We start from the raw sequence: 25264 nt of genomic DNA on the forward strand, positions 1-25264 counted from the left end.
CAGTTCAGTGTGACGTTATTCATTTTTTACATTCAAATCTACCCCATCATAAAAGCCTAAATCGGTATTCTTTAATTGCTTTACCCAAAAGGCAATTTGCCCGGTATGATATGAATAATGTTCCACGGCATGAAGAATAATACCTACCCCAGAAAATGTAAACCCCTGTACAGACCTCATTCTTACCAATTGGTTGGGCGTTGCATCAAAAATTACGCGTTTCGCTGTATCTACAACATCTTCCAATTTTTTCAACAATTCTGCTTTGGTGAGTCCGCCAGTGGCAGAAAATTCGGCGTCACGATTTCTTTTGTCTTCATTTTCACCCAAAGATGAAATAATGTACTGTGAAATATTTCCACACAAATGAAGCATTAAATTCGCAATACTGTTTAATGAAGAATTCGGTTTTTGCCACACCTCTTCATCTGAAATATCCGAAAGACTTTTCTTTATCATTCGGGTACTTTCATCCATACGGTACAGGGCATTCTTTACCAATTCTTCAATTAATTGAGATTCTTTATCCATTACTTAAAATATAAGATTCTAACTGCTTTAAACTGATTCTATTCTCATAAATGGCTTTACCTATAATGGTACCTTCACAGCCCATTTCTGCCAATTTGGGCAGTTCATTAAAAGTAGAAATACCACCGGAGGCAATTAATTTTAGTGCACGAACAGTTTGGTCTTCGACTGCGCTCAGACTGACATTTATATTTTCTATTATTTTCCGATACAAATCAAACGACGGACCTTCTAACATACCGTCTTTACTGATATCGGTACAAATAACATATTGAATTCCTTTTGATAGATATGACTTAATAAACGGAATAAGTTCCTCTTTAGATTCCTCTTGCCATCCAGAAACGGCTACTTTTTCATCCATAGCATCTGCGCCTAAAATTATCTTCCCTGCACCATGTTTTTCAATCCAACCAAGAAAAGTATCAGAGTCTTTAACGGCAATACTGCCACCGGTAATTTGTTTGGCCCCACTTTCAAAAGCAATCCGCAAATCATTATCCGTCTTTAATCCGCCACCAAAATCTATTTGCAAACTAGTCTGGGAAGCTATTTGTTCCAATACCTTATGGTTTACAATATGCTTCGATTTTGCTCCGTCCAAATCTACCAAATGCAAATAGTTTATGCCATGGGCTTCAAACTCTTTAGCAACTTCTAAAGGACTTTCATTATATATTTTTTTAGTATCGTAATCGCCTTTGGAAAGACGGACACATTTACCATCAATAATATCAATTGCAGGAATAATTCTCATGTTTTTTTACTCTAATATTTGTTTATCTACCGACATCCATAATGGTGAATCGGCTATTTTTTTAAATCCATATCTCTCATACAATTGGTGTGCATCTTTCGTCTTTAGCGCCAATGTCTTTAGGTTTTTTATAACTGAATCGGCCAACATATGTTCAACAAGTAATTTGCCAAATCCCTGTCCTTGAAATTTGTCAAGGATAATAACATCCATAAAATATCCAAAATAAGTATAATCCGTAACGACCCTGGCATAACCAATTTGTTCGTTATCCAAGGTATACATACCAAAGCAATACGAATTTTCAATGGTCTGTTCTATTTCCGTTAACGTTCTTCCTTTTCCCCAATAAGTTTTGGCAATGAACTTTTGAATCTCATTCGTATTCAATAACCTTTTATCGGTCGATATAAAATAGTTGGGTTCCATTACATTCTTAAAAAATTATCAAGAATCGTTTCACCTACTGAACTACTCTTTTCTGGGTGAAACTGAGTTCCATAAAAATTATCCTTTTGTAAGGCTGCGCTATATTCAACTCCATAAAAACACTGAGCAATTGTTTCACTGCATAACGGCGCGTAAAAACTATGCACTAAATAAATATGCTCTTTTTCTTGAACATCTATAAATAAGGGTGACTTCAAATTTGTTATCTGATTCCATCCAATCTGTGGAACCTTTACTTTAGCATCAAATTTAACAACATCAACATCAAAGATGCCTAGACCCTTAGTTTCTCCTTCTTCAGATGAATGACACATTAATTGCATTCCCAAACAAATACCCAAAACAGGCTGTTTTAAAGTTGGAATGATTTTATCCAAACCACTATCACGCAGTTTTTTCATTGCACTACTTGCCTCTCCCACACCAGGAAATATAACTTTATCGGCATTTTGAATTTCCGATACATCGTTACTTAAAACCGCTTCATAACCCAATCTCCTAATGGCAAACTTAATACTCTGTATATTTCCTGCACCGTAATTTATGATGACTATTTTCATTAAAACTAGTATTAAGTAGTTAGTATTAAGTACAAAGCAAATCTTAAAAGACTGAATACTTTGTACTTATTACTAAATACTATTTTAAAGAACTCCTTTTGTACTTGGTAAAACCATCTTCTCTACATCACGTTTTACGGACATTTTTATACTCTTTGCAAAAGCTTTGAATATGGCCTCGATCTTATGGTGTTCATTGGTACCTTCTGCTTTAATATTTAGGTTGGCTTTGGCACCGTCAGTAAATGATTTGAAGAAATGATGAAACATTTCGGTTGGCATATCCCCTACCTTTTCACGCTTAAAGTCTGCATTCCATACCAACCAATTTCGCCCTCCAAAATCAATTGCGGATTGCGCTAAACAATCATCCATTGGCAAACAAAACCCATAGCGTTCAATGCCCAATTTATTCCCTAATGCACTATGAAAAACCTCGCCTAATGCTATACCGGTATCTTCTATCGTGTGATGCTCATCGACCTCCAAATCACCATCAACTTTTATGGTTAGATCCATTTGTCCATGCCGTGCCAACTGGTCCAGCATATGGTCAAAAAAAGCCAATCCGGTTTTGATATCGCTTTTACCTGTACCGTCAAGGTTTAGTTTAATGGAAATATCGGTCTCATTGGTTTTTCTATGAATTTCGGCAGTTCTATCCTTTAATTTCAAAAATTCATAAATCTTTTCCCAATCGTTACTTTCAATGGCTATGTAACTTTCTAGTTCATCTCGTTTTATAGTGATTTCAGCAGTGCCTAAATTCGTTTCGTCATTGATAAAAATACCTTTAGCGCCTAGGTTTTTAGCCAATTCCATATCTGTTAATCGATCCCCAATTACAAAAGAATTCTCCAAATCGTATACATCGGAAAAATATTCGGTTAACAATCCAGTGCCTGGTTTTCTAGTATTGGCATTTTCATGCGGAAAAGTGCGATCTAGAAATACCTTATCAAAGAAAACCCCTTCATTTTCAAAGGATTTTAGAATAAAATTGTGCACTGGCCAAAAGGTATCTTCAGGAAAAACATCGGTACCTAAACCATCTTGATTGGTAATCATCACCAACTCATAATCCAACTCCTTAGCAATTTTTCCTAGAAAAGTAAATGCCTTAGGATAAAATATCATTTTCTCAAAAGCATCTATCTGCTCATCAATGGTTTCTTTGATAATGGTACCGTCACGGTCTATAAATAATACTCGTTTTTTACTTTTCATATGAATTCGATATTGCTTTTAAAGCGGTAATTACACTATTATTTTCTTTGGATGTACCAACGGTAAACCTCAGTGTATTTTGGCATAAAGGTTGAGTTGTACGATTTCTAACGACAACACCTTTTGCCAATAACTGATGATATCTTAATGTTGCATCATCCACTTTTATCAATACAAAATTGGCGTCTGTTGGATAAATTGTTTCAACAAAGGAAATCGTATTTAAGGCATCAATAAGTTTTGTGCGTTCATTTAAAATTTCATTCACCTCATTTTTAACGGATGCCTTATCCAACACTCGTGTAATTGCCTTATCCTGTGTTAATTGATTAACATTATAAGGGGGCTTAATTTTATTTAAAACAGCAATAATCTCAGTTGATGCAATGCAAATGCCCAACCGTATACCTGCCATGCCATAGGCTTTGGATAATGTTTGCGTGACTATTAAATTTGGAAAATCTGCAAGTTTTGATGTCCAGCTCTCTTCGGGTGAAAAATCGACATAAGCCTCGTCAATAACTACGAGCCCGTTGAACGAATTTAATAGTTCCTCTATTAAATTCGTGGAAAAACTATTTCCTGTAGGATTATTAGGAGAGCAAATAAACAATAGTTTAGAATTCACATCAATAGCTTTCTTAATTTCAGGAATATTAGGCTGAAAATCATTAGTTAACAACACTTCTCTATTTTCTACCAAATTGATGCCAGAAAGTACCTTATACATTCCATAAGTTGGTGGAAGTGTAATAATATTATCCTGCTTAGGCTCACAGAAAGCCCTAAACAACAAATCTAAAACTTCATCACTACCATTACCTAAAAGGATATTCGCCTCATCAACACCTTTCTGGTCCGCTAAAATGGCTTTCAAACTTCTTTGTTGCGGATCTGGATACCGATTTACCCCGTTCTCGAACGGATTCTCGTTCGCATCCAAAAATATCATGGTAGAACCATCGGAAACATATTCGTCACGTGCGGAAGAATACGGACTTAACCCCTTTACATTTGCCCTTGTTATGTTATTTAAATTGAAACTCATTAGTACAAAATTAGGTCTCGACTGCGCTCGACCGGACAACAATTAATTTTTTAAACTCTTTAATCTTAAGGTAACCGCATGTTTATGTGCCTGTAAACCTTCTGCTTCCGCCATAAGTTCTATAGCGTTTCCTATAGCCTTTATACCTTTCTCGGTGATTTTTTGAAAAGTCATGCTTTTCATAAAACTATCAAGATTTACCCCACTATATTGTTTAGCATAGCCATTTGTTGGTAAGGTATGATTGGTACCAGAGGCATAATCCCCAGCACTTTCGGGCGTATAATTTCCAATAAAAACAGACCCCGCATTTTGAATATTTTCGATATAAAAATCTTCATTCTCTACACAAACAATAAAATGTTCTGGCCCATATTCATTGATCAAGTCAATAGCTTCTTGATCATTATCTACATAAATCAATTTACTATTGACTATTGCTTGTCTCGCAATTTCTTTTCTTGGCAAAACTTCCAACTGAGACAAAACCTCTTTCTCAACGGAATCTATTAACATATTAGATGTTGAAACCAAAATAACCTGACTATCGACCCCATGCTCCGCCTGACTTAATAAATCGGAAGCAACGAAGGCCGCATTTGCAGTATCATCAGCAACCACAAGTAATTCTGAAGGCCCGGCTGGCATATCAATAGCAACACCATGCTTTGTTGCTATTTGTTTTGCTACTGTAACATATTGATTGCCTGGTCCGAAAATTTTATACACTTGCGGAATGGTCTCAGTTCCAAATGTCATACCGGCAATAGCCTGAATACCTCCAACCTTTACAATTTTGGTTACACCACATAAATTGGCGGCATATAAAATAGCAGGATTCAAATTCCCTTTCTTATCAGGTGGGGAGCATAATACAATTTCCGCGCATCCAGCTAAGACAGCAGGTACGGCCAACATTAAAATTGTTGAAAATAAAGGTGCCGTTCCCCCAGGAATATAAAGACCCACTTTCTGAATAGGTCTTTTTTCTTGCCAACAAGAGACTCCAGGTGACGTTTCTACAGTTACACGACCCGTTTTTTGGGCTTTGTGAAATACTTCTATATTAGATTTAGCAAGTTGAATAGCGTCTTTAAGCTCCTCAGAAACCAATAAATCCGCTTCATTAATCTCTGCTTGGGAAACCAATAAATTAGCTAGTACAACCTTATCGAATTGTTCTGTATACTTTAAAAGGGTAACATCTCCATTATCGGCAACCTCTTTAAATATACCATTTACCAATCCTTCAATATCGGCTACGGTCTGTGTAGGACGCTTTAAAACAGAGTCCCAATCTTCTCTTTTGGGATTAAATATTTTATTCATTTTTATTTAGTTGTTGGTTGATGGTTGTTTGTTGCTCTTTTACAAAATGTAAAAAGAACAATAAACTTTTCAACTAATATCAATTCCGAATACTACTTAAAACTCATTACTATCTTATAATACCATTTTCTCAATTGGGCAAACGAGAATGCCTTCTGCCCCTGCCTTCTTCAACTCATCAATTACTTCCCAGAATTTGTCTTTATTTATTACGGTGTGTACAGAACTCCAACCTTCATCGGCCAAGGGTAAAACAGTTGGACTGCGCATTCCTGGCAATAACTTTAGAATTCCATCTAATTTATCATTTGGAGCATTAAGCAATACATATTTAGAGCCTCTTGCCCTTAAAACGGATTGAATTCTAAATTGTAACTTATCCAGTAACTCTTTTCTTTCCTGGGTTATTTTTGGTGAAACTGCCAAAACTGCTTCACTGGTAAGCATTACTTCTACCTCTTTTAAATTGTTTTTAAACAAGGTACTTCCGCTAGATACAATATCACAAATTGCATCGGCCAAACCAATATTTGGAGCAATTTCTACAGAACCACTAATTATGTGTAAATCAGCAGTAACTCCCTTGTCCTTTAGGTAATTTATAACCGTGTTTGGATAGGAAGTGGCTATGCGCTTACCTTCAAAATCCTTAACCGAATTATATTTCACAGATTTTGGTACAGCCAAGGAAACTTTGCATTTAGAAAAACCTAGTTTTTCTACTATAGAAATATCCTCGCCTTTTTCAATTAATACGTTTTCTCCGATAATTGCGATATCTACTACTCCATCTCTTAAATATTGAGGAATATCGCCATTTCTCAAATAAAAAACTTCTATAGGAAAATTTCTCGAGGAAGCTTTGAGCTGGTCTTTTCCATTATCTATGGAAATTCCACAGTCCTTTAATATTTGAAGGGATTCCTCATTAAGTCGTCCTGCCTTCTGAATAGCAATTCTAATTTTTGTCATTTTATTAATTTAATGCTTGACCAACCAAAACAGAGTTAAATACAAAACCCGTTTGATTGCTCAAACGGGTTTTAAAATATGTTGTACTACTACAATACATTCCTACCTCGCCTGAGCGTGAGTATGGAAATGATGATGTGTAGTTCTGTTTTTCATTATATTGTAAAAGTATAAGGTATTTTTGATTTCACAAAACAAATGTTTAAAATGAAACAAAAACTTTAGCCTTCGTGTTTTAGTTATTACCTAAAATTAATGGTAGACCTTCTCCACCACCACCCACAATGACCACTTTAGAATTTGGGGACTCCGCTAATTTTAAGGTAGCATCAATTCCTTTATCCTTTAAAATCTGGTCATTTAATGAAGCGCTTAGAATACGGTTGGCATCTGCTTTCCCTTGTGCTTCAATGGTTACTTTTTCAGCCTCTTTTTTAGCGGTCACCAAACGAAATTCATATTCCAAGGATTCCTGTTCCTGTCTAAGCTTGCGCTCAATAGCATCCTTGATAGTTCCCGGCAAGGTAACATCACGTACCAAAACCTCATTTAATTGAACATTCTGTTTATCCAAAATCTTTTTTGTCTCTTCAAATATTTCATCTTGGATGGCATCTCGCTTACTGGAATATAACTGTTCTGGGGTGTATCTCCCAACTACGCTACGGGCCGCACTTCTAATGGCCGGCTTAATTACACGATCTAAGTAATTTTCCCCTAAATTCTGGTGCAGAAATCCTAATTCGTTCGGAACTGGTTGATACCAAGCAGAGGCATCGATTTGAATTTCCAAACCATTCGATGATAATACTTTCATTTGTTCAAAAAGTTCTTGCTGACGTACTTCATAAACAAAAACCTTGTTCCATGGCGCAACAATGTGAAAACCCTCACCCATTGGGGGCTCATCAGTTACAACACCACCTCCAAAGGTCTTATATAGAACTCCTGCTTGCCCGGAGCCTATGGTTATGGTGGATTTAGAAATTCCAATAATCAATACAATAAAAATAAATATTGCGGGTAACGCAATCTTAGGTAACTTATCCATTCGTGTCTATTTAAATTAATCCGTTATATTTTCTGATAAACCATTCTGCCGTGAAAGCAAAAACGATGATTGCCAAAAGCAATTTGAAATCTATCAAAGATACGATATTTTCAGTGCTTTTCTCTGTGGGCACATAGGTATCATTTTCAATTAATTCGGCTATTAAAGTTTCTATTTGCGAAGGATAAAATTGTTTTCCTCTAGCGTTTAAAGCAAGTTTTTCCATTTTTAAATTATCGCTAGATACAAACTGGTTTTCCATATCAAATTCAGAAATAACAAATGTGCCGACTTCAGATTTACTTTCATTTGCAACTGATACTCTAAAGTCATATTCACCGGCTAAAAGATTAGAAAGGTCTGCTTCAAAATATCCATTTTTTAAAACCATAGGATTATCCTGAATTAAATTTGTATTCCTATTAGTTACCTTAATATTCATTTTTACATTAGGATCAAACAAAAAGGCCTCGTCAAAAAAAGTTGCGGTTATAATGGTGTTTGTACTGCCTTCATAAATTTTTTCATATTCGACATTAAGGCGCGACTTATTCTTTGTACTGGTAAGGTATCGAATTAAATTACCGACGAATTCGTCAAAATTGATAAAATCACCGGTATTTCTAAATGTTTGCATTCGCCATTTCCAAAGATTTTCGCCAACTAGCAAAGCCTGTTTTTTTGAATTATCCGCTATGATAGACAATAACGGCTGTTGTACATTCAATCCTTTTATTTGAGTACCAAGCAATGCCTCATAAGATTTTTGAAAAATAATAGGTCCAGCATCACTTAATAATGGAGGGAAATCTGTTAAATCGAATTTAGAAATATCATACTTTGAAAATACATTATTCAATAACCCAAAAACTTCTTGCTTTGGATATCCATTTTCAATCTCAAAACCAAGATTCTCCTCATTCAAAAATGAATAATCTGCATGGGAACCTGTAATTATAAAGGTATTTGCATTTTTACTTTTAGCAAAATTCAATGATGGTTTAAAACTAATAGTTGGCTGATAAAAAATGAATAAATCCAGTTGATCTAAAGTACTATTAGTAACATTTGGCTTTAAAATGGTTACTTCTCTTTGCTCATTACTTTCTATAGCTTTCTTGAGAGTTCCCAAATCAGGGTGCAAAATATCGGCAATCAATCCTATTTTAGTTTTCTCATTAATTACCTCAATACTAGTAGACCTTCTATTGTTGGCTATATTTCGTTCTTCAGGTAATTGAGATATTTCTACCAACAAATTTTTAATTCCGACAGAATTAGCATTTAATTCTATAGAAATAGTTTTAAAATTAGATTCGTTATTAAAACTAAAGTTCTCGCGATATACAATTCTATCATTCATCTTAACAGTTAAGATAGTCGAAACAGCCGTGCTACCTTGATAAGAAATATAGGTTTCTAACGGGAATTTATTTTTTAAGAATGCATATTTATTGGTTAAAATAGGCCCAACAGATAAATCTTTATACTTTGTAGTATCACCCAAGACTATAGTATAAAGAGTATTATTTTCATCAGTTTTAAAATAACTATAATCTTGGCCAATAGTCTGGTTACCGTCAGATAATAAAAGAGTTACAGTCTGTTCACGAGCAAATACATCTTTTAAAGCAGAAAGAGATTTAAAAATATTGGTGTTCTTATCTTTAAATGTTAAACTATCCAAAACACCTAATTCATCACCAAATCTATAATCCCTTATTCTAAATTTATTTGAAATTTCTTGTGAGGATTTTAATTTAGAAATCACCTCCTTAATTTCATCTCCACTCTCAGAAATAGAGCTTGAATTATCAGCTAATATTACTAGATTTGGTTTTTCTAAACTATAAGATATCTGAGAAAACTGAGGGTTTATAAGTAATATGAGAAGACCAAATATTCCAATAAAACGTAAAAAGGCTAAGAGCAAATATACGTTGCTTTTAGCCTTTTGTTTATAAACATATTGAAGCACAACTATACCTAGAGCAACGATAGCAGCAAGAACAATATACAATACCGTTATGGTTTCCATGGATTTAGAAAATATTATGCGCTTTAGAACAGATGAATTATCTGATAACCGAATTATTGATTTTCGGCTTAAGTTAACATACCTCCGTCTACATTCAAAACTTGACCGGTTACATAACTAGAAAGGTCTGATGCAAAATAAAGACATGCATTGGCAATATCCTCTGGAGAACCACCTCTTTTTAAAGGAATACCATCTCGCCAGCTTTGAACCGTTTTTTCATCAAGCTTTTCTGTCATTTCAGTTTCAATAAAACCTGGTGCAATTGCATTACACCTTATATTTCGTGAACCTAATTCAAGTGCTACAGATTTTGTAAACCCGATCATACCTGCTTTTGAAGCAGCATAATTTGTTTGACCCGCATTACCTTTAACCCCAACTACACTACTCATATTTATTATAGAGCCGCTACGTTGTTTTAGTAAAGTTCGTTGAACCGCTTTGGTCATATTAAAGACCGATTTTAAGTTAATATCGATTACCGCATCAAAATCCGCTTCAGACATTCGCATTAGAAGATTATCTTTCGTAATACCGGCATTATTGATTAAAACATCAATTCTACCACCAAAATCCTCTAAAACCTTAGCGACCAATTCTTCAGCTTCTTGAAAACTAGCTGCATTACTTTTATAGGCCTTGGCATTAACACCTTTAGCCTTCAATTCTTTCTCTAATTCAAGAGCAGGAGCTTCGCTAGAGCTATATGTAAAAGCAACATTGGCTCCATGTTCGGCAAATACTTGGGCTATACCCATTCCAATTCCCCTACTTGCTCCTGTAATAATTACGTTTTTATCTTCTAATAATTTCATAAGTCAATCATTTACTTAAGGACGTTTACCAAATATACCTTTTGTTTAAATTATAGGCTAAAAAAAATCCCGCTACAAACGGGATTCTATATGAATAATATGAATTTTTAACCCATTACTTCTTTTACTTTCAATCCAATTTCTGCTGGAGAATTAACTACATGAATTCCACATTCTCTCATAATACGTTTTTTAGCTTGCGCCGTATCATCACTACCACCAACAATTGCACCTGCATGACCCATTGTTCTACCAGCAGGAGCAGTTTCACCTGCAATAAAGCCTACCACTGGTTTTTTACTTCCACTTGCTTTGTACCATTGTGCAGCATCAGCTTCTAATTGACCTCCAATTTCACCAATCATAACTACACATTTAGTCTCAGGATCATTGATTAAAAGCTCTACAGCTTCTTTTGTTGTAGTACCAATAATTGGATCACCTCCAATACCAATAGCAGTGGTAATACCTAAACCTTGACGAACAACTTGATCAGCTGCTTCATAAGTTAATGTACCTGATTTAGATACAATACCTACATTACCTTTTTTGAAAACAAAACCAGGCATAATTCCTACTTTCGCTTCACCGGGAGTAATTACACCAGGGCAGTTAGGTCCTATTAAGCGACAATCCCTATTTTTTATGTAGTTCGCAACCATTACCATATCAGCAACTGGTATACCTTCTGTAATTGTAATAATAACTTTAATACCTGCATCTGCAGCTTCCATTATTGCATCGGCAGCAAACGCTGGTGGAACAAAAATAATAGTCGTATCAGCGCCAACTTTTTCAACAGCTTCAGAAACTGTATTAAAAACTGGTTTTCCTAAATGCTCCTGACCTCCTTTTCCTGGTGTTACACCACCCACAATATTAGTACCGTACTCAATCATTTGCTCGGCATGAAAAGTACCTTCACTACCTGTGAAACCTTGCACGATTATTTTGGAATCCTTATTTACTAATACGCTCATACTACTGTAGTTTTATTTTTTAACAGAACAAAAATATAGGTTTGTAAATGAATTTTAAAGCATTAACTCGCTTATTTGTTGTCCAACTTTTTAATTATTTCTGGAATCTTCTTTATATATGCTAATTGTTTCAGTTTTTCGCGTGACTCTTCTATTGGTGTGCCAAAATAACTCTTACCGCCAGCTACCGATTTAGTAACTCCGGTTTGCCCCATAATAACCGCATTTTTACCAATCGTAATTCCACTATTTGTACCTACTTGCCCCCATAAAGTAACTTCATCTTCTATGATAACACAGCCTGCAATACCCGTTTGGGATGCAATTAAACATTTCTCACCAATAACTGTATCGTGCCCAACATGAACTTGATTATCAAGTTTTGAACCGAAACCGATTGTAGTATCTCCTGTCACTCCCCTATCAATAGTACAAAGTGCCCCAATGTCAACATTGTTTTTCAAAACAACTCGTCCTCCAGAAATTAATTTATCAAAACCTTCAGGACGTTTTTTGTAATAAAATGCATCTGCACCTAAAACGCTTCCTGCATGAATGGTTACATTGTCGCCAATAATACAATTATCATATATAGATACATTGGAATGTATCAGGCAATTATCCCCAATAGTTACATGGTTACCTATGAATGTATTCGGTTGTATAACCGTATTCTTTCCAATTTTTGCCGAAACAGAAATTGCTTGGCTATTTGGAACGAAAGGTTGAAAAAAAGTAGTCAATTTATTGAAATCTCTAAACGGATCATCTGAAATCAACAGAGCCTTGCCTTCTGGACAATCAACATTTTTGTTGATTAATATTATCGTAGCCTTAGACTTTAAGGCTTTATCATAATATTTAGGATGATCTACAAATACAATATCACCATTCTCAACAACGTGGATTTCGTTCATTCCCAAAACTGGAAAATCATCGTCACCCACATATTTACTCGAAATAATATCGGCTATTTGCTTTAATGAAAATATAGTAGGAAACTTCAACTGCTAAATTTGATTAGTATATTTTGCCACTTATAATTACTCTTTCACACGCTCCATATATGAGCAACTAGAAGTGTCAATCTTAATTTTATCTCCTTCATTAATAAATAATGGTACATTAACCTCTGCCCCAGTCTCTACTTTTGCTGGTTTAGTTGCATTAGTTGCTGTATTTCCTTTTACCCCAGGTTCCGTATAGGTAACTTCCAGAACGACACTTGCAGGCATGTCAACGGATAATGGCATATTATCTTCTGTGTTAAACAAAATAGTTACAACTTCACCCTCTTTTAATAAGCCTGGTGCATCTAACGAACTTTCTTGCAAAGTAATTTGATTATAATCATCCGTATTCATAAAATGATATGTTTCTCCTTCTGGATATAAATATTGATAAGAACGTGTTTCAACTCTTACATCTTCTATTTTATGACCCGCGGAAAAAGTATTGTCCAATACTTTACCAGAAGTAACACTTTTTAATTTTGTACGCACAAAAGCAGGTCCCTTACCTGGTTTCACATGTAAAAACTCAATTATTTTATAAATATCATTGTTATAACGTATGCAAAGTCCTTTACGAATGTCTGAAGTAGATGCCATTAAAATATAGTATTTGGAATTGTTAATTTAAATTTTATTGAGGAGTATTCTTTAGTTATTACTAAAATAACCTTTCATAATACCACGTTGCGAATCACGTATAAATTGAAGTATTTCATCACGTTCAGGAGTTGCTTCCATTTCTGCTTCAATAATTTGTACGGCTTGCGAATTATTGTAGTTCTTTTGGTAAAGAATTCTATAAATGTTCTGAATCTCCCTGATTTTATCGGAGGTAAAACCCCTTCTTCTCAATCCTACAGAGTTGATCCCAACATAAGATAATGGCTCTCTAGCCGCTTTTACATATGGCGGAACATCTTTTCTAACTAAAGAACCACCCGTAACAAAAGCATGTTGACCAACAGAAACAAATTGGTGTACTGCAACCAAACCTGCTAGAATAACATTGTCCCCAATTGTAACATGACCTGCTAGTGTTGAATTATTAGAGAAAATACAATTATCTCCCACCAAACAATCATGAGCAACATGACAGTACGCCATTATCAGGCAATTTTTGCCGATAACAGTTTTCATACGGTCAGAGGTTCCCTTATGGATTGTGGCACATTCCCTAATAGTGGTATTGTCACCAATAACTACCGTTGTTTCCTCTCCATCATATTTTAAATCTTGAGGAGAAGCAGAAATTACGGCACCTGGAAAAATATTACAATTCTTTCCTATACGTGCACCCTCCATAATAGTTACATTGGATCCGATCCAAGTACCATCACCAATAGTCACATTATTATGAATAGTGGTAAAGGGTTCTACTACAACATTTTTAGAGATTTTAGCGCCCGGATGAATATAGGCTAAAGGTTGATTCATTCTAAGTTCTTTTAACTATTTGTGCCATTAACTCTGCCTCACTTACCAACTTGTCGTTCGCATAGGCGTATGCTTGCATATGACAGATACCTCTTCTAATTGGAGTGATTAAACTACAGTGAAATATTAATGTATCTCCTGGCAATACTTGTCTTTTAAATTTTACTTTATCTATTTTCATAAACAAAGTCAAATAATTTTCTGGATCAGGAACGGTACTTAACACTAAAATACCACCTGTTTGTGCCATAGCTTCTACTTGAAGAACCCCTGGCATTACTGGAGCCCCTGGAAAATGACCAACAAAAAAAGGTTCATTCATGGTCACATTTTTCATACCCACTACATGCTCATCTGAAAGTTCGATAATACGGTCTATTAATAAAAAAGGAGGCCTATGAGGTAGCATATCCATTATTTTATGAATATCCATTAACGGAGGCAAACTTAAATCGTATTTCGGTACTTTATTTCGTTTTTCTAATTTGATAATTTGTGAGAGCTTCTTCGCAAATTCGTTATTCACAAAATGACCAGGCTTATTGGCTATTACCTTGCCCCGTATACGTGTACCAATTAATGCCAAATCTCCTATAACATCTAACAACTTATGCCTTGCAGCCTCATTTGGCTGATGTAATGTAAGATTGTCTAAAATACCATTAGCTTTTACAGAAAGTTTCTTCTTATTAAACGCTTTTTCTAATTTCATCATTGTGGCTTCAGAAATTTCTTTATCCACATAAACGATAGCGTTGTTTAAATCCCCACCTTTAATTAGTCCGTTTTCCAAAAGCATTTCAAGCTCATGAAGGAAACTAAAGGTACGAGCATTTGAAATTTCTGTTTTAAAATCAGAAATTTTATCTAAAGTAGCATTTTGAGTCCCTAAAACTTTGGTTCCAAAATCCACCATTGTCATCACTTGATATTCGTCTGAAGGAATAATTGTTATTTCACTACCTGTGTCCTCATCCTTAAAAGAAATAACTTCTTTAACAATGTATTCTTCACGAACTGCATCTTGCTCAACAATGCCGGCATTCTCCAATACCTCTACAAAAAATTTAGAAGAACCATCCATAATTGGTGGTTCTGCAGCATTCAGCTCTATCAATACATTATCGATTTCAAGACCTACTAAAGCTGCCAAAACGTGTTCTGAAGTTTGAATCTTTACTCCATTTTTCTCTAAATTGGTACCCCTTTGCGTATTCACAACAAGATTTGCATCAGCTGGAATAATTGGCTCACCTTCTAAATCTACCCTTTTAAATGCATAACCATGATTTTCACTTGCGGGTAAAAATTTAATGGTAACATTGCTACCCGTATGTAAACCAACTCCGGTTAGGCTAACCTCTTTACTAATTGTTCTTTGTTTATTTTTTGTTGTACTCATCCTCAATCCTTCTTTTCTAAAGTGTCGATTCTATTAATTATTTTTGATAAGTTCTTAAAATGAACATACGATTTATTGTAATCACCATAATTCAAAGCTGGCGAACCTTGTAAAACCTCCCGGTCCTTTACATTCCTCCCAATACCTGATTGGGCTTGTATTTTAACAAAATCACCAATAGTGATATGGCCTACAATACCAACTTGACCACCTATCATACAATGCTTACCAATTTTAGTAGAGCCTGCAATACCGGTTTGAGCAGCAATTACTGTGTGTTCACCAATCTCAACGTTGTGGGCAATTTGAATTTGATTATCTAACTTTACGCCTTTTCTCAAAATTGTAGACCCTAAAGTCGCTCGATCTATAGTGGTCCCTGCACCAACATCAACATTATCTTCCAAAATAACATTACCCGTTTGTGGTACTTTAATGAATTCTCCATCTTCATTGGGCGTAAAACCAAATCCATCTGCTCCAATAACCACTCCACTATGAACTACACAATTATCTCCTATTATTGTTTCTGAATAAATTTTAGCTCCTGCAAAAATGGTAACATTATTACCAACCTTTACATTATCCCCAATATATACATTCGGATATACTTTTACATTATCGCCAAGTGTTACGTTATTTCCTAAATAAGCGAAGGCACCAAGATAAACATCAGCACCATAAGTTGCTGTATCCGATTTAAAAATAGGTTCCTCTATTCCTAGTTTATTGTTTTTGACCTGATTATAGTATTCCAATAATTTAGAGAACGATTTATAAGCATCTTCTACCTTAATTAAGGTAGTAAATAATTCATGCTCAGGAATAAAACTTTTATTTACTATAGTTATTGAAGCTTTAGTTTTATATATGAATGAAGTATATTTTGGGTTTGCCAAAAAAGTAAGAGAACCCTCTTCGCCCTCCTCGATTTTAGCAAGTTTATACACAGCTATTTCTGGATTTCCATGAACCTCTCCTTCTAAAATACCTGCAATCTGACCTGCTGTAAATTTCATGGGCGTAAAAGTAAGAAAAATAGTTAAACTGCTTCTTTTGGGTAGCACATATAATATTTGGTCACCGTTTTAGAAAGTGCATTCAAATTAAGGTGATCCGATAATTTAGCAACATCTGTTATTTTCCCATTTTTCTTCAAGATATTAATATTCTGGTGCTCTCTATCATATGCCTTATTCTTTAACTCGCCGGTAAAAACAAAATAAGAGGTTTCTTCATCCGTAAGTTTGTAATGCTTCTTTATTTTACTGAACTTATTCTTAAACTTGGTTTCATTTATTGGCTCCTTTTTAAGTTTAATATGCAAAAGCTTTCTATTTAATATCATTTCACATAGTGTTGATAGCACAAAATCGTCAGAGTATTGCCATTCCTTTAATGCAGCCAATATATCGACATCATCTAATTTAGCAAACTTTGCCAACGTTATTCTATCAAAATTACTTTTATCGATATGTTGCGATAAGAAATAAAGTAATGCTTTGCTGCAATTTAGTGTTGTACCACTTTTAATTAAAAAACGTGCTCTTTTCAAAATGCTGATAAGCAATTGCTCGGCGACCACACCTGTCTTATGCAAATATACTTGCCAATACATAAAACGCCTTGCCATTAAAAATTTCTCGACGGAGTAAATTCCTTTTTCCTCGATCACAAGATTACCATCAACAACATTCAACATCGTGATCAAACGTTCTGCATTGGTATTCCCTTCGGCCACACCGGTATAAAAACTATCTCTTTTTAAATAGTCTAATCGGTCCATGTCTAACTGACTCGAAACCAATTGGTTTAAGAACTTTTTAGGGTGTTTACCTGAGAAGATCGAGATTGCTTCCGTTAAATTTCCGTTAAATCGTTCATTGAGTTCTTCCATAAATTGAAGAGAAATGAACTCATGACTTACACCTTCAACGATACTATGCTCCATGGCGTGAGAAAAAGGACCATGACCGATATCGTGCAAAAGAATAGCCCCAAGCAGTCCATCAGTTTCAGACTCCGTTATTTCAACTCCCTTGAAACGAAGTACTTGAATCGATTTCTGCATTAAATACATGCAGCCTAGTGCATGATGAAAACGAGTATGATGTGCACCAGGATATACTAAATACGATAACCCCATTTGCGATATTCTACGCAACCGTTGAAAGTAAGGGTCGGCAATGAGGTCAAATACTAGCGTATTGGGGATTCTAATAAATCCGTAAATTGGATCATTAAAGATTTTCAATTTGTTCGATGTCTTCAATATAGATTTGTCTTTTCTGAAATTAACATTTCAAAGTTATACAAAAGCATCAGCATAGAATTTGATTATCGTCAAATAATAATACAATGAACAAGATTAAAATATTATGGGTAGATGATGAAATCGATTTACTCAAACCTCATATCATTTTTTTAGAAGCTAGAAACTATGAAGTAATCACCTGTCAAAGCGGTCAAGAAGCATTAGAAGAATTAGCGGATATGAGAGTAGACATTGTTTTTCTTGACGAAAACATGCCAGGTATATCTGGTTTAGAAACCCTTTCGGAAATAAAAATAATTGACGGTTCTATACCTGTAGTGATGATTACTAAAAGTGAGGAAGAATTTATCATGGAAGAAGCTATTGGTTCTAAAATAGCTGATTACCTTATTAAGCCTGTAAACCCGAACCAGATATTACTTTCCCTTAAAAAGAATTTAGACCATTCTAGATTAATTTCTGAAAAAACGACCAGTAATTACCAGCAAGAATTCAGAAAAATTGCAATGGATCTTTCTATGGTAAATAGCTACCAAGAATGGGCAGATTTATATAAAAAATTGATTTATTGGGAATTACAGTTAGAGGAGATTGAAGACAGCGGTATGTTCGAAATACTTGAATCCCAAAAAATTGAAGCTAATCAACAATTCGGAAAATTCGTTGATCGTAATTATGAAGATTGGTTTACCGATGTAGATGGCCCAGTAATGTCTCACACGTTATTTAAAGAGTGGGTCGCGCCGGAAATTAAAGACGAAAAAACGTTACTTATTGTTGTAGACAACTTACGATACGACCAATGGTATGCCTTTGAAGATACCGTGAGCTCATTTTACAAAAAGAAGAAAGAAGAATCTTATTATAGCATTTTACCGACGGCAACACAATACGCTCGTAATGCGATATTCTCAGGATTGACTCCGTTGGATATGGAAAAAAAATATCCTGATTGGTGGAAGAATGATACCGATGAAGGCGGTAAAAACTTATATGAAGACAAGTTTTTAGGTGCGCAGTTAAAAAGACTAGGACTTGATTTAAAATGGGAGTATCATAAAATCAGTAGTTTAAAGCAAGGAAAACATTTAAGTCAAAATTTTAAGGCTCAAAAGGATAACGACCTTACGGTAATTGTGTACAATTTTGTAGACATGCTTTCACATTCTAAAACAGAGATGGAAGTGATAAAAGAACTTGCCTCTAATGACAAGTCTTATCGATCCTTGACCACCAGTTGGTTCAAAAATTCACCGATGTTAGAAATTATTCAGCAAGCACAGAATTTGGGAATGAAGTTGATTATTACCACGGATCATGGCACTATAAATGTAAAGTCTCCATCAAAAGTAGTCGGAGATCGTGAAACAAGCTTGAACCTTAGATACAAAACAGGAAGGAGTCTTACATACGAAAAGAATGAAGTACTAGCGGCTAAAGACCCTAAATCAATTTACCTACCTAGTATAAATATGAGTAGCTCTTATATTTTTGCGAAAAATGATTTTTTCTTCGCATATCCTAATAACTACAACCATTATGTAAGCTATTATAGAAATACCTATCAACATGGTGGTGTTTCTTTAGAGGAAATGATCATTCCTTTTGTAGTTTTGGAACCTAAATAAGTTAAAGTTTATGGAATTCATTTATAGTGAAAATGAGTTGAGAAAAATTGCTAATGAGATAATTCATAATTCAAAAAGCAAAATTCTGGCATTTTATGCGCCAATGGGTGCGGGTAAAACGACACTGATAAAAGCACTGGTCAAGGAATTGGGAGGCAAGGACAATGTAAGTAGTCCTACATTTGGACTCGTAAATGAATATGAAAATCTGAATGGAGAGCTATTAGGATATCATTTCGATTTTTATAGGCTAGAAAATGAAAATGAGGCTATGGATATGGGCTTAGAAGATTACCTTAATACAAAAGGATGGGTTTTTATGGAATGGCCAGAGAAAATACCTAATCTAGTTCCTATTGATGCACAGATAATTAAAATTGAAATACTGAGTGAGAAATCTAGAAAATTAACATTGCTAAACAATTTATAAAGCATACAATTTTCAAGGCAAAGGGTATTAATCATTTTTAAGTATCGTTACTACCGAGTTTTTATTGTATTTTTTTCGATGAAATACTCAAAAATCGATGAAATGCTCATAAGATCAGTTGAAATGTATAATTTTAACGTTTAACAGCATTTTGTTTGCGTATTATTTCTTACGTTTGTAAGGAGAACTAATTCTTGTTTAACCAAAAATCCATTGAAAATGAAGAACAAAAGAACTTTTCTTGCCTCACTGGCATTAGGTGTATTTCTTTTAGCTATGGCTGCACCAATTATTAATGTTGATAATCAGCAACTTAATGTTGATAAGAAAAAAATTGATAGAAGAATATAATTTTTATTCTTTTATTAGGATTTAAAGAGCAATTTTATTGCTCTTTTTTTTTAGACATAATATTTAGCATTATACTTCGTTAGCATACTGTAATAGTGTATTATGATTCATAAAGTAAAACGAAAAAAAGCTAAAAAAAAGATATTCCTAGAATCTCTATTAGTCTTCTTTATTGCTATTTCTCCATTTTTGTATAAAATATATGATTATCTACCATATGATTCGAATGATAATGCCTCATTTTTAGGTATAATTATTGGAGATAATGGGTTTCAAGACACTCAAACTTTTCTTTGGTTTTTAACCTCAAAAATTGTCCCTCTTTATCTATTAATTTTTTGGTTCTTAACCTCAAGAGATTGGTGGTATCATATCATTATTATACCAATAGCAATGTATGCTTTTCAATTTTTCGAAGTATTCTATGATTCCGATGATTATATTGACACTGATAATATTTGGTGGTTAATACCTATCTGTCTTATTACTATTCCCTTTGTATATTTTATTCGTATCAAGCTTTACGATAAGCATGTACATGGTATAGATTTAGAAGCAATTGAAGCTGAGCTTGAAGAATTAAAAAAAAGAGGCTTTGAAAGCAACAATATTACATCTAACGAACAAACGCTTTCGAATGACAAGGTATTAGAAATGCCATCTTTGTCTGAAGAATTAAACACAACTTTGTCAACAGGTAACATTGAGCATATATTAAAAGGATACCAAGAACGTATACAAAGCTGGTTAAACTTCAAGTTTTAATTACTTACTATTACAAATACCTTTCCCCATTATTCATTTCCTTAAAAATTGTACATTTGAGTTTCAAATACTTTTTTTTGAAAAAGTACATTTTTAACTATGAACCAACCCACTTCGCCATTTAGCAAACATCAATTACTTCCCCAAGAAGAAACATTAGAAGTTTTTAGACAAAAAGGTGAATTATTTATTGGCATTCCTAAAGAAAATCAATATCAAGAAAAACGTATCTGCCTTACTCCAGATGCTGTAAATGCAATTACCTCAAATGGGCATCGTGTACTTATTGAATCAGGCGCTGGCGAGGGTGCACATTATACCGATTTAGATTATACCCAAGCAGGTGGTGAAATTACAAAAGATACTAAAAAAGTATTTGCGTGTCCGCTAATTTTAAAAGTAGAACCTCCTACCCTAAACGAAATAGGTTTTATAAATCCACAGACCGTCATTATTTCGGCCCTTCAAATTAAAACTCAATATAAAGAGTATTTTGAAGAATTGGCAAGAAAGCGAATTACGGCAATTGCTTTTGAATACATTAGAGATGATGAAGGCAAATATCCTGCAGTACGTTCACTCAGTGAAATAGCAGGTATTTCTTCGGTTCTAATAGCAGCAGAATTAATGGCCGCAAATAATAATGGAAACGGACTAATGTTCGGCAACATTAGTGGTGTACCTCCTGTAGAGGTCGTAATTATTGGCGCAGGTACTGTAGGTGAATTTGCAGCAAGATCAGCTATTGGTATTGGGGCGAACGTAAAAGTTTTTGATAACTCGATAACTAAACTTAGAAATATACAGACCAACTTAAAACAAACAGTTTATACATCAACAATACAACCCAAGAACCTCTTAAAAGCTCTTAAACGTTGTGATGTTGCCATTGGTGCTACTAGAGGAAAAGATAGATCGCCAGTAGTTGTATCTAGTTCTATGGTAGAGCATATGAAAAAAGGTGCCGTTATTATAGATGTAAGCATTGATACCGGTGGTTGTTTTGAAACCAGTGAAATAACCAATCATAATAAGCCTACTAGAAAAAAGTTCGATGTAATACATTACGGCGTTCCAAATATACCTTCTAGGTATCCAAAAACAGCTTCAGTGTCAATTAGTAATATTTTCACCCCTTATCTTTTAAAAATTGGTGAGGACGGCGGACTTGAAAATTCTCTTCGATTTGACAAAGGGTTACGAAACGGACTATACATGTACCACGGAATTCTTACTAATAAATCTGTTGGCGAATGGTTTGATTTGCAATACAGTGATATTAATTTCTTAATTTTTTAGAATACTACCTATTTTCCTTTTCCTATCCTTATAAAAAGGTATAATTTCGCGTTCTAAATTAATTCAACAAAGAACTAAATGGATTTTCTAAAAAGGTTAGGTTTTTTCTTGGTAGGTTTATCTATCGGCATCGTTTTTCTAACCATGTTCTTAAAAAAGAAATCAGAAGATACAGGCGTATATTTTTGTTATCTACCAAATTGTCGAACACTAAAGGATATTCGCTCGAAACCTATGTATTACAGTGATGAGGCCAAACTAAAATTAGTTGAATACCAATTAGATTCTCTTGATGTAAAGCATATATTGACTGAAGGTGATGTAGATTTCAGTAGTAGTGATACCAAATCGGTACCTTGCAAGACCTACATCGTAGAATCTGATTTAAAGGATCGTGAATGGAAATTTACTGTGCAAAATTGCAGAAATAAAGCCACACTTCAGCAAATAGACGTGCACTAAATTATTCTTAAATTTTTCTACGTTTTCTTTCCTTCTTAAGTAATGTTAATTCTCTACTGGTTTGTCCGGCTACCGAGGTATTCTCATCTGCTCTTCTTATTAAGTAAGGCATAACATCGCGAACAGGTCCGAAAGGTAAATATTTAGCAACATTATATCCATTTGCTGCTAAATTGAAAGAAATATGATCACTCATACCATATAATTGTCCAAACCAAACATGTTCGTTGTTTTTATCTATTCCTTTGTCGGCCATTAATTTCATTAAGCGATAACAGCTATCTTCGTTATGAGTGCCAGAAAATATTGATAGCGTATCAAGATTTTCAATCATATATTTAATAGTGGCATTAAAATTCTCATCTGTCTCAGCTTTAGATTTACAGATAGGCGAAACATATCCTTTATCTTTAGCTCTGTCATTTTCCTTTTCCATATATGCCCCTCGAACAACCTTCATTCCCACTTTAAACCCTTCTTTCTTAGCACGTTCGTGTAACGATTTTAAATAAGGCAAACGATCCCATCTATAGGTTTGCAGCGTATTAAATACAATTCTTTTCTTTTTATTGTATTTACGCATCATATCTTCTGCTAAATCATCAGCTGCATCTTGCATCCAGCTTTCCTCACCATCAATTAACAACGATACTTCAAGATCATGAGCTTTCTTACAAACTTTATCGAACCGGTTTATGACCCTTTGCCATTCAGCTTGCTCTTCTTTAGTAAGTTCTTTTTTCTCACTTACTTTCTGGTATAGCGCAAATCGACCAAATCCAGTTGGTTTAAAAACCGCATATGGTATCGCTTCTTTTTCTTTTACAAAATCCAGTATGGTCAAAATAATTTCAGTAGCAGCATCAAAAGGATCTTCTTCTTCCTTACCTTCTACAGAATAATCTAAAACAGAACACACCCCTTTCTTCCACATTTTATCTACAACTGGTAAACAATCTCTTTCGTTGACACCTCCACAAAAATGGTCAAAAACCGTTGCTCTAATTAAGCCTTCTACTGGCAAATGTGCTTTAATTGCAAAATTTGTAATTACCGAACCCATTTTCACTAATGGTTCATTCGAAATCATTTTAAAAAGAAAATAAGCTCTTTCTAATTCCGAATCTGATTTTAGAGCAAATGCCGTTGCGGTATTTTCAAATATTTGGTCCATTTTTTATTATTTCTATAGCTGGTAAATATAATCACAGATTTTATAATCCTAAGACTAAAAATAACCTTTATTTTGTGCTCAATTAGAAACCAATACTTAGCCATACCATATTATGGAATCTATAATTTCAGACTCATACGCAGTACATTTTAATGAAAATGCTTTTAAATCACTTAATGCCCATTTAGATAAAAAAGCGTATTCGATTGTTTTTATTTTAGTCGATGAAAATACACATGAACTATGCTTGCCACAGTTTATGGCCGAAATAAATGGAGAATATCAATTTGAAATCATTGAAATAGAATCTGGTGAGATCAATAAAAACATAGATACATGCGTTGGTGTTTGGGAAGCCCTATCAGAACTCGACGCTGATAGAAAAAGTATTCTGATTAATCTAGGCGGCGGAGTATTAACCGATTTGGGTGGTTTTGTTGCTTCTACATTTAAAAGAGGAATTGACTTTATAAATGTTCCAACTACGCTATTATCTATGGTAGATGCTTCTGTTGGAGGTAAAACTGGTGTAGACCTAGGTTCTTTGAAAAATCAAATAGGTGTAATTAACCAGCCAGTTATGGTACTGGTGGCGCCTGATTTTCTTGATACTTTAGATAAAAGACAAATTAGAAGCGGATTTGCTGAAATGCTTAAACACGGTCTTATTCAAGATAGATTGTATTGGGAAACATTAAAGAAAGCTGAAAGTTTAGAGGATATGAAAAAACATATTCTTTCATCAATTAAGATTAAGAACAATGTTGTTTTACAAGATCCAACTGAGCAGAATATCAGAAAAATATTAAACTACGGGCACACTTTAGGTCATGCTATTGAATCTTATTTTTTAGAAAATGATTCGAAAGAAACGTTGCTGCATGGAGAGGCCATTGCCATTGGAATGATTTTGGAAGGATATTTATCCTATAAATTAACAAATCTTCCTTTAGAGGACTTAAATGATATTAAAACCACTTTTTTAAGTAGATATGAAAAAGTGGAATTCTTAGAAGATGATTTTGATAACATACTCAAACTCATGAAGTACGACAAGAAAAATTCGCATGGAAAAGTAAATTTTGTTCTATTGAAAGAGATTGGTAATCCTGTTTTTGATATTGAAATTCCTGTAGAATTATTTGCTAAAGCTTTCGCATACTACAAAGTTTAAAAACTTCATATACCTAAAACACCACTTTCACAACTATACAAATTTAATTGACTGTATAATTACTAGTTTAGGTTAAGAAATTAAGTAACCTTCTTA

The 25264-nt window shown here is 34.3% G+C and carries 26 protein-coding genes; 7 read left to right on the forward strand and 19 right to left on the reverse strand.

Annotated elements, in window-relative coordinates; genetic code table 11:
• Positions 1–15 precede the first annotated feature (15 nt).
• The 18 genes from AACZ49_RS05005 to AACZ49_RS05090 form a co-directional block, all read right to left on the reverse strand.
• Positions 16–531 (reverse strand): DinB family protein, encoded by a 516-nt coding sequence (locus AACZ49_RS05005; protein WP_339652324.1) that lies wholly within the window; start codon positions 529–531, stop codon positions 16–18.
• On the reverse strand, positions 524–1288 hold the full coding sequence (gene hisA, locus AACZ49_RS05010; protein WP_339652325.1) for a 1-(5-phosphoribosyl)-5-[(5-phosphoribosylamino)methylideneamino]imidazole-4-carboxamide isomerase: 765 nt from the start codon (positions 1286–1288) through the stop codon (positions 524–526). The genes AACZ49_RS05005 and hisA overlap by 8 nt, the downstream gene beginning before the upstream one ends.
• Positions 1289–1294: 6 nt before the next feature.
• A complete protein-coding gene (locus AACZ49_RS05015; RefSeq protein WP_339652328.1) occupies positions 1295–1717 on the reverse strand; it encodes a GNAT family N-acetyltransferase in 423 nt (140 codons plus the stop codon).
• On the reverse strand, positions 1717–2298 hold the full coding sequence (gene hisH, locus AACZ49_RS05020) for an imidazole glycerol phosphate synthase subunit HisH (protein ID WP_339652329.1): 582 nt from the start codon (positions 2296–2298) through the stop codon (positions 1717–1719). The genes AACZ49_RS05015 and hisH overlap by 1 nt, the downstream gene beginning before the upstream one ends.
• Positions 2299–2382: 84 nt before the next feature.
• Entirely contained in the window at positions 2383–3525 is a 1143-nt protein-coding gene (hisB, locus tag AACZ49_RS05025) for a bifunctional histidinol-phosphatase/imidazoleglycerol-phosphate dehydratase HisB (protein WP_339652331.1), read from the reverse strand.
• Entirely contained in the window at positions 3515–4573 is a 1059-nt protein-coding gene (hisC, locus tag AACZ49_RS05030; RefSeq protein WP_339652333.1) for a histidinol-phosphate transaminase, read from the reverse strand. Before hisC ends, hisB begins: the two co-directional genes overlap by 11 nt.
• 42 nt (positions 4574–4615) lie before the next feature.
• Positions 4616–5902 (reverse strand): histidinol dehydrogenase, encoded by a 1287-nt coding sequence (hisD, locus tag AACZ49_RS05035; RefSeq protein ID WP_339652335.1) that lies wholly within the window; start codon positions 5900–5902, stop codon positions 4616–4618.
• Between the two features lie 114 nt (positions 5903–6016).
• Complete coding sequence (gene hisG, locus AACZ49_RS05040) at positions 6017–6874, reverse strand: ATP phosphoribosyltransferase (protein WP_339652336.1); 858 nt, start codon at positions 6872–6874, stop codon at positions 6017–6019.
• A 235-nt stretch (positions 6875–7109) separates the two neighbouring features.
• Entirely contained in the window at positions 7110–7925 is an 816-nt protein-coding gene (locus tag AACZ49_RS05045) for a prohibitin family protein (RefSeq protein WP_339652337.1), read from the reverse strand.
• A 10-nt stretch (positions 7926–7935) separates the two neighbouring features.
• Positions 7936–9963: a VWA domain-containing protein gene (locus tag AACZ49_RS05050; RefSeq protein WP_339652339.1), complete on the reverse strand. Its 2028-nt coding sequence runs from the start codon at positions 9961–9963 to the stop codon at positions 7936–7938.
• A gap of 68 nt (positions 9964–10031) precedes the next feature.
• On the reverse strand, positions 10032–10781 hold the full coding sequence (gene fabG / locus AACZ49_RS05055) for a 3-oxoacyl-[acyl-carrier-protein] reductase (RefSeq protein ID WP_339652341.1): 750 nt from the start codon (positions 10779–10781) through the stop codon (positions 10032–10034).
• A 107-nt stretch (positions 10782–10888) separates the two neighbouring features.
• Positions 10889–11761 carry a succinate--CoA ligase subunit alpha gene (sucD, locus tag AACZ49_RS05060; RefSeq protein ID WP_339652342.1) on the reverse strand — a complete coding sequence of 291 codons (873 nt, stop codon included), beginning with the start codon at positions 11759–11761 and terminating at the stop codon, positions 10889–10891.
• A 71-nt stretch (positions 11762–11832) separates the two neighbouring features.
• Complete coding sequence (locus AACZ49_RS05065; RefSeq protein WP_339652343.1) at positions 11833–12768, reverse strand: UDP-3-O-(3-hydroxymyristoyl)glucosamine N-acyltransferase; 936 nt, start codon at positions 12766–12768, stop codon at positions 11833–11835.
• 36 nt (positions 12769–12804) lie between these two features.
• Positions 12805–13371, reverse strand: a complete 567-nt coding sequence (gene efp / locus AACZ49_RS05070; RefSeq protein ID WP_339652344.1) for an elongation factor P — start codon at positions 13369–13371, stop codon at positions 12805–12807.
• Between the two features lie 51 nt (positions 13372–13422).
• A complete protein-coding gene (gene lpxA / locus AACZ49_RS05075; protein ID WP_339652346.1) occupies positions 13423–14208 on the reverse strand; it encodes an acyl-ACP--UDP-N-acetylglucosamine O-acyltransferase in 786 nt (261 codons plus the stop codon).
• Between the two features lies 1 nt (position 14209).
• Positions 14210–15610, reverse strand: coding sequence for a bifunctional UDP-3-O-[3-hydroxymyristoyl] N-acetylglucosamine deacetylase/3-hydroxyacyl-ACP dehydratase (locus AACZ49_RS05080; RefSeq protein WP_339652347.1), 1401 nt, complete (start codon positions 15608–15610; stop codon positions 14210–14212).
• A 2-nt stretch (positions 15611–15612) separates the two neighbouring features.
• A complete protein-coding gene (lpxD, locus tag AACZ49_RS05085) occupies positions 15613–16629 on the reverse strand; it encodes a UDP-3-O-(3-hydroxymyristoyl)glucosamine N-acyltransferase (RefSeq protein WP_339652348.1) in 1017 nt (338 codons plus the stop codon).
• Between the two features lie 23 nt (positions 16630–16652).
• Positions 16653–17882: an HD domain-containing protein gene (locus AACZ49_RS05090; protein ID WP_339652349.1), complete on the reverse strand. Its 1230-nt coding sequence runs from the start codon at positions 17880–17882 to the stop codon at positions 16653–16655.
• Positions 17883–17968: 86 nt separating this feature from the next.
• Between AACZ49_RS05090 and AACZ49_RS05095 the strand changes: the two genes are divergently transcribed.
• The 6 genes from AACZ49_RS05095 (at position 17969) to AACZ49_RS05120 (ending at position 22820) form a co-directional block, all read left to right on the forward strand.
• Positions 17969–19513 carry a PglZ domain-containing protein gene (locus AACZ49_RS05095; RefSeq protein WP_339652350.1) on the forward strand — a complete coding sequence of 515 codons (1545 nt, stop codon included), beginning with the start codon at positions 17969–17971 and terminating at the stop codon, positions 19511–19513.
• 10 nt (positions 19514–19523) lie between these two features.
• On the forward strand, positions 19524–19943 hold the full coding sequence (tsaE, locus tag AACZ49_RS05100; RefSeq protein ID WP_339652351.1) for a tRNA (adenosine(37)-N6)-threonylcarbamoyltransferase complex ATPase subunit type 1 TsaE: 420 nt from the start codon (positions 19524–19526) through the stop codon (positions 19941–19943).
• A gap of 219 nt (positions 19944–20162) precedes the next feature.
• Positions 20163–20294, forward strand: coding sequence for a hypothetical protein (locus tag AACZ49_RS05105; RefSeq protein ID WP_339652353.1), 132 nt, complete (start codon positions 20163–20165; stop codon positions 20292–20294).
• A gap of 102 nt (positions 20295–20396) precedes the next feature.
• Positions 20397–21059, forward strand: coding sequence for a hypothetical protein (locus tag AACZ49_RS05110; RefSeq protein ID WP_339652355.1), 663 nt, complete (start codon positions 20397–20399; stop codon positions 21057–21059).
• A gap of 99 nt (positions 21060–21158) precedes the next feature.
• Positions 21159–22358, forward strand: a complete 1200-nt coding sequence (locus AACZ49_RS05115) for an alanine dehydrogenase (RefSeq protein WP_339652356.1) — start codon at positions 21159–21161, stop codon at positions 22356–22358.
• A 78-nt stretch (positions 22359–22436) separates the two neighbouring features.
• Entirely contained in the window at positions 22437–22820 is a 384-nt protein-coding gene (locus AACZ49_RS05120; RefSeq protein WP_339652357.1) for a DUF4258 domain-containing protein, read from the forward strand.
• Between the two features lie 7 nt (positions 22821–22827).
• Here AACZ49_RS05120 and AACZ49_RS05125 read toward each other — a convergent pair whose 3' ends face one another.
• On the reverse strand, positions 22828–23994 hold the full coding sequence (locus AACZ49_RS05125; protein ID WP_339652358.1) for a proline dehydrogenase family protein: 1167 nt from the start codon (positions 23992–23994) through the stop codon (positions 22828–22830).
• A 112-nt stretch (positions 23995–24106) separates the two neighbouring features.
• On the opposite strand from AACZ49_RS05125, the gene aroB reads away from it, so the two are divergent.
• Positions 24107–25168 carry a 3-dehydroquinate synthase gene (aroB, locus tag AACZ49_RS05130; RefSeq protein ID WP_339652359.1) on the forward strand — a complete coding sequence of 354 codons (1062 nt, stop codon included), beginning with the start codon at positions 24107–24109 and terminating at the stop codon, positions 25166–25168.
• The last annotated feature ends 96 nt before the right edge of the window (positions 25169–25264 follow it).

It is taken from the genome of uncultured Maribacter sp., assembly GCF_963975365.1.
Lineage (GTDB): Bacteria > Bacteroidota > Bacteroidia > Flavobacteriales > Flavobacteriaceae > Maribacter.

Bases quoted from the DNA above. Each gene is read 5' to 3' on its own strand.
- AACZ49_RS05095 (WP_339652350.1), top strand. From the start codon at position 17,969: ATGAACAAGATTAAAATATTATGGGTAGATGATGAAATCGATTTACTC.
- lpxD (WP_339652348.1), bottom strand. From the start codon at position 16,629: ATGAAATTTACAGCAGGTCAGATTGCAGGTATTTTAGAAGGAGAGGTT.
- AACZ49_RS05080 (WP_339652347.1), bottom strand. From the start codon at position 15,610: ATGAGTACAACAAAAAATAAACAAAGAACAATTAGTAAAGAGGTTAGC.
- lpxA (WP_339652346.1), bottom strand. From the start codon at position 14,208: ATGAATCAACCTTTAGCCTATATTCATCCGGGCGCTAAAATCTCTAAA.
- fabG (WP_339652341.1), bottom strand. From the start codon at position 10,781: ATGAAATTATTAGAAGATAAAAACGTAATTATTACAGGAGCAAGTAGG.
- hisA (WP_339652325.1), bottom strand. From the start codon at position 1,288: ATGAGAATTATTCCTGCAATTGATATTATTGATGGTAAATGTGTCCGT.
- hisG (WP_339652336.1), bottom strand. From the start codon at position 6,874: ATGACAAAAATTAGAATTGCTATTCAGAAGGCAGGACGACTTAATGAG.
- AACZ49_RS05115 (WP_339652356.1), top strand. From the start codon at position 21,159: ATGAACCAACCCACTTCGCCATTTAGCAAACATCAATTACTTCCCCAA.
- AACZ49_RS05050 (WP_339652339.1), bottom strand. From the start codon at position 9,963: ATGGAAACCATAACGGTATTGTATATTGTTCTTGCTGCTATCGTTGCT.
- AACZ49_RS05110 (WP_339652355.1), top strand. From the start codon at position 20,397: ATGATTCATAAAGTAAAACGAAAAAAAGCTAAAAAAAAGATATTCCTA.
- efp (WP_339652344.1), bottom strand. From the start codon at position 13,371: ATGGCATCTACTTCAGACATTCGTAAAGGACTTTGCATACGTTATAAC.
- tsaE (WP_339652351.1), top strand. From the start codon at position 19,524: ATGGAATTCATTTATAGTGAAAATGAGTTGAGAAAAATTGCTAATGAG.
- AACZ49_RS05125 (WP_339652358.1), bottom strand. From the start codon at position 23,994: ATGGACCAAATATTTGAAAATACCGCAACGGCATTTGCTCTAAAATCA.
- AACZ49_RS05105 (WP_339652353.1), top strand. From the start codon at position 20,163: ATGAAGAACAAAAGAACTTTTCTTGCCTCACTGGCATTAGGTGTATTT.
- AACZ49_RS05005 (WP_339652324.1), bottom strand. From the start codon at position 531: ATGGATAAAGAATCTCAATTAATTGAAGAATTGGTAAAGAATGCCCTG.
- aroB (WP_339652359.1), top strand. From the start codon at position 24,107: ATGGAATCTATAATTTCAGACTCATACGCAGTACATTTTAATGAAAAT.
- AACZ49_RS05015 (WP_339652328.1), bottom strand. From the start codon at position 1,717: ATGGAACCCAACTATTTTATATCGACCGATAAAAGGTTATTGAATACG.
- AACZ49_RS05045 (WP_339652337.1), bottom strand. From the start codon at position 7,925: ATGGATAAGTTACCTAAGATTGCGTTACCCGCAATATTTATTTTTATT.
- hisH (WP_339652329.1), bottom strand. From the start codon at position 2,298: ATGAAAATAGTCATCATAAATTACGGTGCAGGAAATATACAGAGTATT.
- AACZ49_RS05120 (WP_339652357.1), top strand. From the start codon at position 22,437: ATGGATTTTCTAAAAAGGTTAGGTTTTTTCTTGGTAGGTTTATCTATC.
- hisB (WP_339652331.1), bottom strand. From the start codon at position 3,525: ATGAAAAGTAAAAAACGAGTATTATTTATAGACCGTGACGGTACCATT.
- hisC (WP_339652333.1), bottom strand. From the start codon at position 4,573: ATGAGTTTCAATTTAAATAACATAACAAGGGCAAATGTAAAGGGGTTA.
- sucD (WP_339652342.1), bottom strand. From the start codon at position 11,761: ATGAGCGTATTAGTAAATAAGGATTCCAAAATAATCGTGCAAGGTTTC.
- hisD (WP_339652335.1), bottom strand. From the start codon at position 5,902: ATGAATAAAATATTTAATCCCAAAAGAGAAGATTGGGACTCTGTTTTA.